The sequence below is a fragment of the Tenacibaculum ovolyticum DSM 18103 genome (genome assembly GCF_000430545.1).
GTDB lineage: Bacteria > Bacteroidota > Bacteroidia > Flavobacteriales > Flavobacteriaceae > Polaribacter > Polaribacter ovolyticus.
In genome coordinates this window covers 115254-131146 of the sequence record NZ_AUMF01000014.1, presented here as the reverse complement: position 1 = coordinate 131146, position 15893 = coordinate 115254, and the positions used below count along the sequence as shown (strand labels likewise).

Annotated in this window: 11 protein-coding genes; 9 read left to right on the top strand and 2 right to left on the bottom strand. The window is 29.2% G+C overall.

The window, feature by feature from the left end; all coding sequences use genetic code 11:
• Positions 1 to 36: 36 nt before the first annotated feature.
• The 5 genes from H518_RS0105135 to uvrA all read left to right on the top strand — a co-directional run bounded on the left by H518_RS0105135 (position 37) and on the right by uvrA (position 7059).
• Positions 37 to 657, top strand: a complete 621-nt coding sequence (locus H518_RS0105135) for a hypothetical protein (protein WP_028888074.1) — start codon at positions 37 to 39, stop codon at positions 655 to 657.
• A 121-nt stretch (positions 658 to 778) separates the two neighbouring features.
• Positions 779 to 1387, top strand: coding sequence for a glycoside hydrolase domain-containing protein (locus tag H518_RS19255; RefSeq protein ID WP_051263668.1), 609 nt, complete (start codon positions 779 to 781; stop codon positions 1385 to 1387).
• Positions 1388 to 2015: 628 nt separating this feature from the next.
• Positions 2016 to 3164, top strand: coding sequence for a hypothetical protein (locus H518_RS0105120; RefSeq protein ID WP_028888073.1), 1149 nt, complete (start codon positions 2016 to 2018; stop codon positions 3162 to 3164).
• Between the two features lie 553 nt (positions 3165 to 3717).
• Positions 3718 to 4152, top strand: coding sequence for a hypothetical protein (locus tag H518_RS0105115; RefSeq protein WP_155995164.1), 435 nt, complete (start codon positions 3718 to 3720; stop codon positions 4150 to 4152).
• Between the two features lie 120 nt (positions 4153 to 4272).
• Complete coding sequence (gene uvrA, locus H518_RS0105110) at positions 4273 to 7059, top strand: excinuclease ABC subunit UvrA (RefSeq protein ID WP_028888071.1); 2787 nt, start codon at positions 4273 to 4275, stop codon at positions 7057 to 7059.
• A 127-nt stretch (positions 7060 to 7186) separates the two neighbouring features.
• Here the strand turns inward: uvrA and H518_RS0105105 are convergent, their stop codons facing one another.
• Together H518_RS0105105 and H518_RS0105100 are read right to left on the bottom strand one after the other, a co-directional pair.
• Positions 7187 to 8266, bottom strand: coding sequence for an HmuY family protein (locus tag H518_RS0105105; RefSeq protein WP_028888070.1), 1080 nt, complete (start codon positions 8264 to 8266; stop codon positions 7187 to 7189).
• A gap of 1 nt (position 8267) precedes the next feature.
• Positions 8268 to 10394 (bottom strand): TonB-dependent receptor plug domain-containing protein, encoded by a 2127-nt coding sequence (locus tag H518_RS0105100; protein WP_028888069.1) that lies wholly within the window; start codon positions 10392 to 10394, stop codon positions 8268 to 8270.
• Between the two features lie 99 nt (positions 10395 to 10493).
• On the opposite strand from H518_RS0105100, the gene H518_RS0105095 reads away from it, so the two are divergent.
• The 4 genes from H518_RS0105095 to H518_RS0105080 all read left to right on the top strand — a co-directional run bounded on the left by H518_RS0105095 (position 10494) and on the right by H518_RS0105080 (position 15887).
• A complete protein-coding gene (locus H518_RS0105095; protein ID WP_028888068.1) occupies positions 10494 to 11390 on the top strand; it encodes a DUF6607 family protein in 897 nt (298 codons plus the stop codon).
• A gap of 28 nt (positions 11391 to 11418) precedes the next feature.
• On the top strand, positions 11419 to 13845 hold the full coding sequence (locus H518_RS0105090; protein ID WP_028888067.1) for a TonB-dependent receptor: 2427 nt from the start codon (positions 11419 to 11421) through the stop codon (positions 13843 to 13845).
• Between the two features lie 6 nt (positions 13846 to 13851).
• Complete coding sequence (locus tag H518_RS0105085) at positions 13852 to 15336, top strand: ankyrin repeat domain-containing protein (protein ID WP_028888066.1); 1485 nt, start codon at positions 13852 to 13854, stop codon at positions 15334 to 15336.
• Positions 15337 to 15413: 77 nt separating this feature from the next.
• A complete protein-coding gene (locus H518_RS0105080; RefSeq protein ID WP_028888065.1) occupies positions 15414 to 15887 on the top strand; it encodes a DUF2271 domain-containing protein in 474 nt (157 codons plus the stop codon).
• Positions 15888 to 15893: the final 6 nt, after the last annotated feature.

The following is a 15893-nucleotide window of genomic DNA, read 5'->3' as shown; positions in this document are numbered from 1 at the left end:
AAAAATAATTAATTCAAAATTTTAAAACCAAAAATAATGTCTACAAGTATTAAAATTACCTACACAAACAAATCAATGAACAAAGATCTTCCAACGGTTTTTGTATTTACTAAAAATGAAACTCCAACTTTCGATGCTTTAAAAGAAGGTGTAGCATGGCGTACCATACCAAATATAGGAAGAGGTTCTTCTAGTAGTTTTGGATTTCCAATAATTACTGAAGTTGGCGCTACATGGAAAGATGGAACAAATAAAACGCAGGTTTTACCATCAGATATAGGGAAACGTTACACTGTTAGTAAAAACGATACCGGAATTGTTCTTGCTGCAAACGGAAATGCATCTGATACTAAATCTATTGATGTAAATAATGATGCCAATATACAAGGTGGTGTAGCAGCTTCTTTATACAAAGACAATAAGTTAATGATGACCAAGAATATTGTTGGTTATGGTCAAAAAGCAACATTTGTATTAAAACCAAAATTGTATTGGGGTATTGCTTCTGAAATAGAAGAAAGTCAATTATTGAATTCTGCTGTGTTAAATACCGATCACTTTTTTGAGCAAGACCTAGAAGGTGTTTCTGAAGTAGAAATTTCATTAAACGGAAATGCTGAAGATGGGTATGTTTTTAAAATTGATAGTCAAAAATAGTATTTATACTATTATCAAATTACAAAAACTGGTTTAATAGAAAAAAAATCTACTAACCATAATTAAATCCATCACTTTTTAAGTGATGGATTTATAAAAAATCACGAACTAACTGATAAGCATGAGAATATATAAGAAGTCCCCCAGAATAGCTTCAAATACTTTTCAAAATTTAAAAGGTTTTGATACTAACACTATTATCTCTTTTGCTCAAGCAATTCACCTAAAAAAAACAGGATATACTTTTTGTATTAGATATACATCTCATACAGCTCTTAAGAGGCCTAACGATCTTAGTTTCATTGAAGCAAAAAACATTCTTAATGCAGGGTTATCACTTAGTGTAATACATCGCATACGTTCACCTGATTGGAAACCAAATACAAACTCAGGAATCATTGATGGTCAAAATATAGTTCGTAATGCGATTAACATTGGTCTACCCTTAAACATGAATATTTGGTGTGACTTAAAAGGGGTCTCATCAGATACCTCTCCTCAAAATTTAGTAGCATATTGCAACGCATGGTATGATACTGTTTTTAATACTGGTTATATTCCTGGGCTATATATTAAAGAAGACTGTAGTTTTAATAGCAATAAACTGTACCAAAACATTAAGTATAAAAACCTTAAGTTTAAAAATTATTGGAAACCTTTAAGTAAAGAATCACTTATTACAAATCATCAATATCAATTAATTCAATCATTAAAACACATCTCAAAATAATAAACTAAGTAATTCAATCATATAATATAGTTATTAAAACAAACACCTTCTTATTTTAACTCTAGCAATATCTCACCTACTAAGTTTAAATAAATGACAAAAAATTAACTACAAAAAATATGAAAAGTACTAATCAATCATATTAACTCAAAAAAATCAATTTTTTTTTTAAAGTTTAGTCAATTATTTCGTAAATAATATTAACTACGGAATTTAATACATGGCACAATCATATTATTTTTCATACTACTTTAAACACCCTACACAACAACAACAACAACAACAACAACAACAACAACAACAACAACAACAACAACTTAGATATTTAAATCACGATTAGCAAGCGCTTTTTTAAAGATCTAAATTCATTATTTGTAGCTCCTCTTCGGTTTAAATAATTTCTAAAAATTAACCTATAACACTTTCTACTTTACTCGCAACATAAAAAAGTGTATTCACAACATTAGCTTAATTTTTAAGCTATTTTAAGAGGTAATTTTATATCAGAAAACAAATAGCGCTATACTTTAGTTTTCAAAAGTAGAGGTCAGAAACTACTATAAAAAACGAGGCGCCCTCCCCCGAAAAGCCATACGAGTAAGGAAACTAATTATTAAAATGAATCAAAATGGAAAATTTAATACTAGAAGTTGAGAAAAATAATAAACAAAATCAAAGAAATTTTACTCTAGAGTCATGGGGCCACAAAAAAGTAGCCGAATTAGAAAGAGCTTTTAATATTGATTTGCAATCTGTACTATTTTCAAATGAAGGAGGATATCTCAAAATAAAAAAACAAGCTATAAAAGTATTAGTTGAAGGTATTGATGAAAGAAATAAAAAAATAGGTTTTACTGATTTACTTTCTGATGGTAGCGAACCTGTTTTAACATCAGTTAATATGTCTATGCCAATGCAGAATTTAAAAACAATTTCAAGTTACAAAGGAACAGCTATAGATCAATATTATAAAGATCAAGGTGATCATTTATCTCAAATGATAAAAGAAACTTCTACAAGAGCTATGGCTAAAAAAATAAAAGGTGCGGGGCTTTTTAATATCAGTAATATAGCTTCATTAACAACCGCAAATGCTTTACTTGATGAAATTCCGTTAATTGGTTCAATTGTAAAAGGAATAGAAGCTGTTCCTGGTAAATTTGTTAGTTATATTTCAAGTGCTATAATTAGTGGAATAATCTGGGCATTAGGACTTAGACCTTCTATTGTAAGTGGAATGATAATTAATGGTACAGATCATAATTTTAGTGTAATTAATTGGCAAGAACACAATAAAGAAGGTTCTGATTTATATCTAAATCACGGTAAATTAGATGATTTTATGGCAGATCATGATAGTATATTATTATCATCTCCGGATGTTCAAATAATGAAACGTGTAGATATTTCAGAAACTGATGAATTTGAGTATATGGTTTTTGCCGGATCATACGTAGCAAGAAAGGATACATCATTAGGTTTTGGCTTTTATGGTACAGAAGGAACAATGATTTTTACTAATGATTCTAAAAAACATCCTGTAAAATTTGCTCATCAATTTGCAGTACCATATAGTGCCTCTAATGGTACAAATATTGAACTTCTCGATAATGATGATAGTACTCCAATAAAGGATATTAATGATAAACTATATGATGAACGTGATGAGTACGTTTCAAAGACAAGTGGAAACCAAGAATTAACTTCGTCTATTAATGGTAAACATGGTCAAGCAGGCTTAATTCTTGCGACTATTACAGACACTCGTTTAATTTAAAATTATCATAGACCTAACTATATTGCAACCAATTGTTCCCTCTACTCTTGAAATAGAGGGAACATTTATTTAGAAAACTCCATTTACTATAAAAAATTATAATCATGCATACTAAACAAATAAAAACATTAAAAAACTCCCAAAAAAATAGTAACAACCAGTATCAAGATTGTTTTGATCAATTAAAAAAACAAAAAAATAAATGGGAACAATTAATCAATAAGGGAAATTCTAAAAACCTGTACAATAATTTATATGTTTACTTAACAAATATCCAAACTATAACGAAACTCTTACAAATACGACGGACAAACTATACAACTTATTACATAGCAATAATAATATAAAAGCTAAACCACAAAATGGAGGTACTCTTATTTTTACAGACACGACCTCTAAAGAAAATATTGAAAGCTACTTAAATAAAAGAGGGGCTGATTATTTCCACCTTTTTGTTAATCCTAACTCAACTGATTATAAAGCTAACAGAAGAATTGTAGTTAATATAAAAGAGCAAAGTACTTCTTTTGAAATTGCTACTAAATTAGTTGAAATGATGAATAATCAACCTAAACAATATCAAATTAAACAATTCAAGATCTTTTTAAACACAAAAGAAACAGAAGAGATTATAAAAGATGATAAGATTGTTATTTGCTATGAAAAGGGAAAAGTATTAGACCAAGACACAAAATTAGATATTATAGGAAACGATATCATAAGAACAATTACACCTATTTCTATAAAAACTGCTTCTGCCTTGTTCTTCCCTTTTTATGAACAAGTTGAAAGTTCTCTTACAGGAAGTGCATGGGGAGACGAGCCTTTAAATAAAGAAAGTTTTTCTTCTACACGTTGCCAAGCAATTACAGAAATGCTCCTTAAATATAATGCTTTTCCTGAAAGTGAAAAAAAATTCCAAGAAGAATTGGAAGTTTTTTTTAGAAAACATTATATAAATCCAACATTACCTTATTTAAACATATAACGAACAATGTTATTTAACTTACATCAATAAATAATATTGATGTAAGTTAAATAATCTATATCATATCAGCCATTTTCTTATTCAAAAAAGCTTTATTTTTACTGCTTATTTTTTTAGTAAATGAAAAGAGATCTTTCTACCATAAGTCCAAAAGAAAACATCATTATAAAAGGTGCTAGTTTGCATAATTTAAAAAACATTGATGTTGTTATTCCACGTAATAAACTAGTTGTAATAACCGGACTTTCTGGTTCTGGAAAATCTTCATTGGCTTTTGACACTTTATATGCCGAAGGACAAAGGCGTTATGTAGAAAGTTTATCTTCTTATGCTCGTCAGTTTTTAGGTAAATTACACAAACCTAAAGTAGATTATATAAAAGGTATTTCGCCTGCAATTGCTATTGAACAAAAGGTAAATTCAACAAACCCTCGTTCAACAGTTGGTACCTCAACAGAAATTTATGATTATATAAAACTATTGTTTGCTCGTATTGGTAAAACAATTTCTCCTGTATCTGGTAATGAAGTAAAAAAACACACTGTTTCTGATGTTCTTAATTTTGTGAAAACTTTTGAAGAACGTACTAAGTTATTATTACTTGCTCCTATTATCATTAATGAAAATCGTGACCTTAAAACTGTTTTACAGGTTTTAACACAGCAAGGATATGCACGTATAAAATACAATAATGAAATTTTTAGAATTGATGAATTCCCTATTGATTCCTATAAAAATGAAGAATTATTTTTAGTAGTTGATAGAATTGTTACTAAAAGTGAAGAAGATTTTTATAATCGATTAGGTGATGCAATACAAACTGCTTTTTTTGAAGGAAAAGGTATCTGCTTCATTGAAAACTTAAATAATAAGACTGTTACAGAATTTAGTAATAAATTTGAGTTAGACGGAATTACATTTCTTGAACCAAACACACATTTATTCAGTTTTAATAATCCTTATGGAGCATGCCCAACTTGTGAAGGTTATGGTAGCGTAATAGGTATCGATAATGATTTGGTAATACCTAATACTGGTTTATCTATATTTGAAGATGCTATTTTCCCTTTTAAAACGGATTCTTACAAAATATATAAAGAGGAATTAATTCTGAATGCTGAAACTTTCAATATTCCTATTCATAAACCTTGGTTTGAACTTTCTGAAGACCAAAAAGAACTTATTTGGAACGGTACTAAAAGTTTTCAGGGTATAAATGATTTATTTAAAAAACTAGAAGAAAAAAGTTACAAAATTCAGAACAGAGTAATGCTTTCTCGTTACAGAGGAAAAACAAAATGTACCGATTGTAACGGTCAACGTTTACGTAAAGAAGCAAATTTCGTTTATGTTCATGGCAAAATAATATCTGAGCTAGTAACACTTCCTTTAGATGAATTAGCAATATTTTTTAAAAATATAAAACTAAATAAATACGAGCAAGATATTGGTAAACGCTTACTTACTGAAATTAATAACCGTTTACTATTTTTAACTAATGTTGGTTTAAATTATTTAACATTAAACAGAACATCAAATACACTTTCAGGAGGAGAAAGCCAACGAATAAACTTAGCGACCTCACTTGGTAGTTCGCTTGTTGGCTCTATGTATATTTTAGATGAACCGAGTATTGGTTTACACCCTAAGGATACCGAAAAATTAATTGATGTTCTTAAAGATTTACGTGATTTAGGAAATACCGTAATTGTTGTAGAGCATGATGAAGATATCATGAAAGAAGCTGATTATATTATTGATATTGGTCCAGAAGCCGGTACTTACGGTGGTCATGTTGTTGCCGAAGGTACTTTTAATGAAATTATGAAATCAGATTCGTTAACAGCAAAATATTTATCTGAAAAATTAAAAATTGAAGTTCCTAAGATTCGTAAAGATTCTAAAAACACCATTAATATTATTGGGGCACGTGAAAATAATCTTAAAAACATTGATGTTTCTTTTCCTTTAAATAATTTAACTGTTATTACAGGAGTTTCTGGTAGTGGAAAAAGTACGTTGGTTAAGAAAATTTTATATCCAGCGATGCAGAAAAAGCTGATAGGATATGGTGATAAAGTTGGACAGTACACAGATATAACAGGAAGTTATGACAGTTTAAAACATATTGAATTTATTGATCAAAACCCAATTGGTCGTTCATCTAGGTCTAACCCAGTTACCTATATAAAAGCTTATGATGATATTCGAAAATTGTTATCTGATCAAAAATTATCAAAAATAAGAAACTACCAACCGAAACATTTTTCTTTTAATGTTGAAGGTGGTCGTTGTGAGGTTTGTAAAGGTGAAGGTGAAGTTACTATTGAAATGCAGTTTATGGCTGATGTACATTTACAATGTGATACTTGTAACGGGAAACGCTTTAAAAAAGAAGTCTTAGAAGTAAATTTTGAAAGAAAATCTATTGATGACATTTTAAATCTTACAATTGATGATGCTGTTGCTTTTTTTACAGATAATGAGCAACCTAAGATTGCTCGAAAATTAAAACCTTTACAAGATGTTGGTTTAGGATATGTACAACTAGGACAATCTTCTTCAACCCTATCAGGTGGTGAGGCACAACGTATAAAACTAGCTTCATTTTTAGTAAAAGGGAATACAAAAGATAAAGCTTTATTTATTTTTGATGAACCTACAACAGGTTTACATTTTCATGATATTAAAAAACTATTGGCTTCTTTTAATGCTTTGATTGAAAAAGGGCATTCGATCGTTGTTATTGAACATAATATTGAATTAATAAAATGTGCCGATTATATTATTGATTTAGGTAAAGAAGGTGGTAAAAATGGAGGAAACTTGATTTTTGCTGGTTCTCCAGAAGAATTAGCTAAAAATAAAGAATCTTATACCGCTAGTTATTTAGCTGAAAAATTATAAAAACATTACACATAAGAAACTGCCTAACCCTCTCAAGTTAAGCAGTTTCAACTGTACAAAAACTAACAAAATTTTTTATTGTTTTAAATAAACTTATTGTTTATCTAAAATTAAAAGTATTTTTTTTCTATAATAAGCTATACACAAATTCAGGTGAACCACGCTCCCCTGCTTCATTTAACAAAGCTAAAAACTGTAACTTATAAATATTTCCATCCGTATCGTTTACGATATAAAATAAATTAGATTTAACTTTTTTAGAAAAAACATTTCTCCAACTACTACCTATTATATTCTGATCGTTGTAAACAAAATTAGCATCTACTACGTTACTTAAGTTAAATGCATCATAAGACAATTCTTTTTCATCATCAGTATTTATCATATAAATACCTACATTCGATTTTGTATTACTTGTTACAAAATCTGAAAATGAATACGCTCCTAGTACACCTCCACCAAAATCTAATACTTTATTAGAAACGGTAAAGTTTAAATCCCAATCAGTTTTTTCTGGTTCAACGTCTACAACAGCCTCTTTATCAAAGCTAAAAAAAGTAAAATTGAAACCATTTTTTTTAGGTATAACCTTTTCTACGTGTGTTGTTGCATCTAAATCAGCATACTGTAAAACATACTTATCTCCTCTTCTTAATACTCTAACTTTTTTCCATCCTCTTGGATCTCCAGAAATATCAATACTACCCGTAGCTGGTACATCAGTACCAACATTAAATCCAAGATTTACTAAATACACCTTGTTCTCTGAATCATTTATAGAAACTTCATTCATAGCAGTTTCTTTTATGTTTCCATCAGGAGAATCAACATAAATATTAGAACCAGCCGAACCTACAACTGCTTTTGCTTGTAAATCTTTTACTTCTTCATCTACTGATGTTATTGCATCAATATTTGCTGTAGATAATTGTGCAGTAGCCATAGCAATAGCCCCATTAATTGTAACTCTAAAATCATCTCCAGAATAAAAACCTAAATCCCAAGAATCTCTTTTTACAGGTGTAGTAGTATTTGTACTTAAATCTACATATACTTGATTTTGCTCATTTGGCCCACCAAGCTCTGGTGAAATAGAAGCTCCTTCTTTTACGATCTTTATTGGTTCTGACGGTAAATTATTATCACTACAGCTTATAAAATTGAATACTGCAATACATATAATTAATGTTAAAAATTTATTTCTCATGTTATTTAAAATTAAGGTTGTATAAAAGTTTTAAGTAATAAGATCTTCCGTAGCCCAGTAAGAGAGAGTTACTATTAGATGAATGTACTCCTGCCCCTGAATTACTAATATTTACGTTAGTTATATCAAGTAAATTCCTTGCCCCTAACGTGGTTTGTATGGTATTGTTAAAAAATGATTTTTTTATAGAAGCATCTAACCATTGGTAAGCGTTTGTAGTTGATTTTTCAAATACTGAGTTCCCTTCAGCATCAGTTCCTGAAGTAACATAATTTTGTTGTTTGCCATTGTGTTTTAGCAATACTGTAATTGCTGTTTTAAATTTTTCTATCTGGTAAGTAGCACTTGTATTTAACTGAAAAGAATATAAATAGTCATTTTTTGCATTCACTTCGTTATTTGCAACTCTTGAAATACCTTGTAATGTTCCTCCTAAATTAAAAACCCAATTATTTTTCTTAATGCTATTCTCTGTTGTAAATCCCCACAGTTTATATGCATCAATATTTATGTATTGATATTTTAAAGGCAAGTTATTTACTATTGCTAAGTCTATTTTATCATTTATATCTATATAACTTAACTTTATAGCGTTTGATAAAGAAACATCATTAAACCAACTATGTTTTTTTAAATTTATAGAAGCTGTATATCCATTTTCAGGCTTTAAGCTTTCATTACCTCTAACATCATGATTAGAATCTACAAAATAATAGTACAATTCTTCAAAATTTGGAGCTCTATATGACGTACCAATATTACCTCGTAATTCAAAACCTTTTTTCATTAAATACCTAGCACTTAAAGATGTTAATAGCTTAGAATTAAATAATGAACTGTATTCATATCGCACACCTGGTCGTAGCATAAAACTATCAGAAACGTTTACTTCAGATGATCCAAATACAGCATAACTATTTTGCTTTCTTTCTTTATTTTGATGCGTAATATCACTTGATGCTTGGGTATCAAAACCACTTATAAAACGAGTTTCATAACCTAGTTGAAAACTATAAGAATCATTTTTAAAAATATTATTTATAGCTCCTTTAGAAAAGAAAACTTTACTCGACTGCTGTAATTCATCACTTTCGTGTGATTTTCTCCCTCCAAGAATATAATAATTAAACTTATTTAAATAACGCTTTTGCGTTTGGTAAGACATTGAAACATTATAATTTGCCCCCGAATTTAATTGTCCATTTATATTTAAGTTATTTATAAACCTATCTGTTGTAAAAATTTTATCAACTGAAAACGGATTACTTGTTTGTGATTGTATATCTATATTTTCATCCACAGATAAATCATAATAATTTATGAACTCATTAAAATATTCAAACTTATATAATAATTTAAAATTTTTCTTTTTGTAACTAACTAAAGCATTTGTATTTAGTTGCGTTTTAGGTAACCATTCGTAACCTCTTAAACCATCATCTTTATAATAATCTCTACCTTGTTTATTATTATAAAATCCTGCAAATTGATTACGGTTAAAACCTGTTCTTACAAACCAATTTTCATTAAAATTATGAGAAACATTAAAACCTTGTATATGCCTACCTTTATCAAACAAAGCATACTCATTACTTACTGTTTCTTCTTGTAAAGAAGCTTTAATATTCCATTTACTATTTATCGTCTTTTTAGTAATTACATTAATAACACCAGAAACAGCATTTGCTCCATACTCTACCCCCATTGCTCCTTCTACAATTTCTATTCGCTCGATATCATCTAAATTAATCTGCGTTAAATCAATATTATTACCCAAACCATTATCACTAACTAAAGGTATATTATCTATAAGAATATTAAAGTATTGAGAATCTAATCCAAAAAAAGAAATTGTTGACTTTCCTGTTTTAGAGCTAGGTATAATTGTTAGGTTTAAATTAAAATTAAGTAAATCAGCTAAATTATTAGCAGCCTGTTTATCTATTTGTTCCCTTTTAATTACAGTTACATTGTAAACAGATTTTTTAATTGACTGAGGACTATATTGTCCAGTAACAACAACTTCATCTAATTTAACCGAAGTTATAGAATCTAGTTCTTTCTCCTGACTAAATACAGACAGTGTTATAAAAAAAAACAATATTGCAACTTTCTTATCTAGAAACATTCTTAATAATTTTCGGCAAATATATACTCTTATTCTTAATCAATCTAAATAAAATTTATATTTTTGCAAAAAAATTTACAACCCATAAAAATCATAAAAATGAAAAAACTAATTTTAGGAACTTTCATACTACTGTCAGCCTTTACAATTAAAGCTCAGAAAAAAAAGGACAAAGCCGCTATTAAAAAAATGTGTGGATGCTATGAAGTTACCTTCAACTTCGCTGAAACTTTTAGCAATAGTAAAGATTCATTATACAAACCTTCTAAAACTAAAAAAGACAAAGCTTTAGAATGGGCTGGATTAATAGAAGACAGCAAAAACAAAATTTCAATTCAACATTTATTACAAGTAGGTAACCCAGACAAGCCTTATATAATAAAACATTGGAGACAAGATTGGACATATCAAAATAAAGATTTTTATATGTACAACGGAGACAACAATTGGCTATATGAGCAAAAAACTAAAGCTGATGTTAAAAAACAGTGGAGTCAAAAAGTTTATCAAGTTGACGATAGCCCTCGTTACGAAGGTTCAGGGTCTTGGGTACATATAGACGGAAAAAGTTATTGGGAAAGTACCACTAATGCTCCTTTACCTCGTAGAGAATACACTAAAAGAAGTGATTATAATATTACTGAAAGAGGTAACCGTCATGAAATAACAAATTACGGTTGGGTACATGACCAAGATAACAAAAAAGTTATAAGAAAAGCTGGTGAAAAGGATGTTATTATAGCTTATGAAAAAGGTTATAACACTTATGTAAAAGTTGATGATGCTCGCTGTAAAGCTTCAATAGACTGGTGGAAAAAGAATGCTAGCAAATGGCAATTAGTTAGAAACAAATGGAGTGAAATATACAACAGAAATACCAACCTTACTTTAAAGAAAAAGGTACAAAACAAACCTTTATATAAACACTTATTTTCTGATAAAGTAACTGAACAAGACGAAATTAATAAAACAATTGAGTCTTTCGTTAAAAAATAATTTTTTATAAACCTCTCAATATAAAAAAATGAGAATTTTTACAATAGTACTACTTATATGTAGTTGTATTCAGACAATGTATGGTCAAGCGACCTTAAAAGGAATTGTAAAATCAGATAGTAACGAAGCAATCCCTTATGCTAATATTTATATAAAAGGAACTAAAACTGGTAGCGAAACAAAAGAAGACGGAAGTTTTATTCTAAAAAACATTCCTCTTTCAACATATACACTAACAGCAAGTGCTGTAGGTTTTTCTCCTTTATCTCGAAAAATAAAGGTAACCGGAGATATCAAGAACCTAGTATTCATATTAAAATCTGATACGCAATTAGATGAGGTTGAACTTTTCGGCTCACGAAATAAAAGAGCTGAAAAACTAGAAACTCTTACACGATTACCACTTGCTCCAAACGAACAATTACAAAGTATTTCGGTATTGTCACATAAACTTATCGACCAGCAAAATGCATTAAGCCTTAGTGATGTTACCAAGAACGTAGCTGGTGTTTATACTTTTGCTACTTATGGTAACACTAAAGAGAGTATGTCTTTAAGAGGATATAGAGGAATTCCAATACTTAAAAATGGGGTTCGTATTAACTCAGATTTTAGAGGAACAGGTGTTATTACCGATATGGCTGGTGTAGATAACATTCAGGTATTAAAAGGAATTTCTGCAATTAGTCAAGGTTTAGGAGGTGATTTAGGTTCTGCTGGTGGTGTAATTAACGTAGTAACCAAGACTCCAAAATTTTATGAAGGAGGTGAAATTAGTTTAAGAGCTGGTAGCTATGGTAAGTTACGTCCTACTTTCGACTTTTATGGTCCATTAGATAAAAAAGAAACTTTTGCTTATAGATTTACAGGATCTTATGACAGAGCAGATAGTTATAGAGCTCATGTAAATTCTGAACGTTTTTATGTGAATCCTTCTTTTGCTTGGAAACCTAATGCAAAAACCAAAATTATTTTTGAAATGGATCACATGAGTGATAGCAGAACTCCTGATCAAGGAACTATCAATTTAGAAAGCTATAATGTTAATAACATTATGAAACTTCCTAATAATCAATTCATGGGGTTTGACTCTGATAGAAGTAAATCTGTAAATACAACTTCAGCAATACGTTTTGAAAGAAAAATAGATGATAAATTGAGTATAAAAGCAGGTTATTTCACCTCTATTTTAGATACAGAAGCTAATGCTTCTTATGTATTTGAAGCAAGTCCTAGAAATAAATTAGATGCATTACCAAATACACAACGCTACAGAAGTTACTACTCTTCAACAAGGTACGATAGAAATAGTTTACTACAGATAGACTTAGTTGGTAAAGATATAAAAACAGGTTTTTTGAAACATACATTTCAAATAGGTGCAGATTATAGAAATACTGAATTCGAGACTAAAGGATATACAACTAACTATCCTAATAAAAGTAAAACACATTTAGATATTATAGATGTAAATAAACCTATAAACAATATTTTACCATCAGGTGTAAGCTTTAGCCCTAATCCAAAAAGAAACGGGGGATCGGAAACACAATCATATGGATTTACTATTCAAGATAAAATAACTTTATCGAAATGGGCTGATGTTTTCTTAGGAGTACGCTACACTTCTTTAAAAAGAACAAGAGGTAACTTTATTGGTAAACCACTAACAGAGTCAAAAAGTGACAATGCTTTTAACCCATTAGTAGGTTTTAATATTAAACCGACTCAAAATATTATTCTTTTTGGTTCTTATGCTAGCAGTTCTAATCCAATGACCTCATTTTACACAGATATCAATGGTAAAGAGTTAGGTACAGAACGATGGGATCAATATGAGACAGGTATTAAATCGACTTGGCTTAACGGTTCATTGCGCTTCAACGTAACTACATTTTTTACAAGCAGTAAAAACTTAAATTTAGAAGCTATAGATAATTCAGGTACTAGTTTAGGCTATTATACAAAAGGTGGTGAAGATACTAGAAAAGGTGTAGAAATAGAATTAATTGGTCGTGTATTACCTAACTTACAACTTATTGGAGGATATTCATATTTAGATGCAAAATACAAAGATCACGCTTCTTACTACTACAATTCAAGTCCAATAAACACCCCTAAACATACAGCTAATTTTTGGGCACGATATGCTTTTCAAAACTCCTTAGACGGATTATCATTAGGCGCTGGTGCATACTTTTTAGGTGAGCGACCACACAACGTATGGTCTAGAGACTATATACATGGTGGTGTTGTTCCTGATAAAAAACCATTTAATTTAAAAGCATACACAACCGTAAATTTACAAGTTTCATATAAATTCAATGAAAAAGTAAGTATAGATGTGTATGGAAATAATATTCTTAATGAAGTAGGCTATAATGCATATCGTACAGTATATTTGAATAGAATTCAACCAGCTAGTTACGGAACTACTTTACGTTACAAATTTTAATAAAAAATGAAAAAAATACAATTAACATTCGTACTTATTTTGTTTGCTTGTGCACTACAAGCACAGACAAAAAATATTTTCTTTGATAGAGCTTTTTGGGAAACAACTCCTACAATAGCAACAATCGATCAAAAAATAAAAGAAAACAATAGTGCTACTACGTTAAATCCTAACGGGTTTGATGCGGTTACTTATGCTATCTTAGCAAAAGCACCAAATACAGTTATTAAACACTTACTAAACCTAAAAGGTAATGATGTTAATAAACTTACACACGATAAAAGAACCTATATTTTTTGGGCAGCCTATAAAGGAAATCTAGAATTAGTTAAACATCTAATCAATAGTAATGCTCGATTAGACTTAAAAGATTCTCATAACTTCTCTCCTTTAACTTTTGCAGCTGTTGCAGGACAAACTAATACAGAAATATATGATCTATTTATAAAAAATGGCATCGATATTAAAAAAGATGTAGATGAAAAGGGCGCTAATGCTTTATTATTATTAATTGGTCATTTAAAAGACTTCAAATTAGTAGATTATTTTACAAATAAAGGATTAAAACTTAACAGCACAGACAACCACGGAAATGGTGCTTTCAATTACACTGCTTATAAGGGTAATAAAGCAATGTTAGAGTTGTTAATAAAAAAAGGGGTGTCATATAAAAAAAATAGTTCAAATGGAGACAATGCTATATTAGCTTCAACCATCGGTTCACGTAGTGGTTACAATCCTTTAAGTTTTATTAAATACTTAGAAAGTATAGGTATTAATCCTAATATTACCAATAAAGATGGTATAACCCCACTTCATAATATAGCATACAGTAATAAAGATATTGAGGTTTTTAATTACTTTTTAAATAAAGGTGTTAATCCAAATCAAATTGATAATAATGGAGATAATCCTTTAATAAAATCTGCTGGAAGAAATTCTTTAGAAATTATACAGTTATTAGCTTCAAAAACTAAAAGTATAAACCACACAAATAAAGATGGTAAATCTGCACTTACAAATGCTTTAAAAAACAGCCCTAAAGTAATAGATCTTTTATTGAAAAAAGGTGCTGATGTTTATATTGTTGATACTCAAGGAAATAACTTAAACTATTATTTATTTAAAACCTTTAATGCTAAACAAAAAGATGCTTTTAAAAAAAAGCTTAATCTTTTAAAAGGAAAAGGGTTTTACGTTAAAAAAATTCAAAAAAACGGAAATACATTATACCATTTAGCTGTTGAAAAGCAAAGTATTGCTATGTTAGATTTCATTAATAAGTACAACATTGATATTGATGCTAAAAACAAAAAAGGTTTATCAGCTATACAAGAAGCCGTTTTAACTGCTAAAAATAGTACTATTATAAAGTACCTAATTACTAAAGGAGCAAACAAAAATGTTAAAACAGATTTTGATGAAACTCTTTATGATCTAGCAAAAGAAAACGAAGCGCTAAAAAATATAGATATTAGCTTTTTAAAATAAACACACTTAATTAAATCGAGTACAAACAAAAGCCCCATAGTTTTATTTGTACTCGATTTGAATTTAAACAATATAATATGAAAAAAATAGTTACAATTTTACTAGTAGCCTTAAGTATTATGGCCTTTACAACTACTAATGAAGCGAAGTATAAATGTATGATTCAAATGAAGAATTATACTGGTGAAGGTGCCTATATTACTGTTTCTTTATTAAACCAAAAAGGTGAATATGAAAAAACACTATATGTACAAGGCGATGATGAAGAATGGTATTCTGATATTACTGAATGGTGGAAATTTCAAGGAAAAATACGTACTAATATTGATGCTATAACAGGAGCTACGATAAGTGGAGGAAATAGAGCGATAACAGTTATTCAAATTCCAACTGACAAATTAAACAAAGGATATAAAATTCGTTTTGAAAGTGCTGTTGAAGATCAAGAATACTATAAAGACGATATTGAATTTGAACTAACATCTGAAAATGTAAAAAGTAAAATCGAAGGAAAGGGTTTTATACGCTACATTAGAATGATACCTCAATAAATCTCA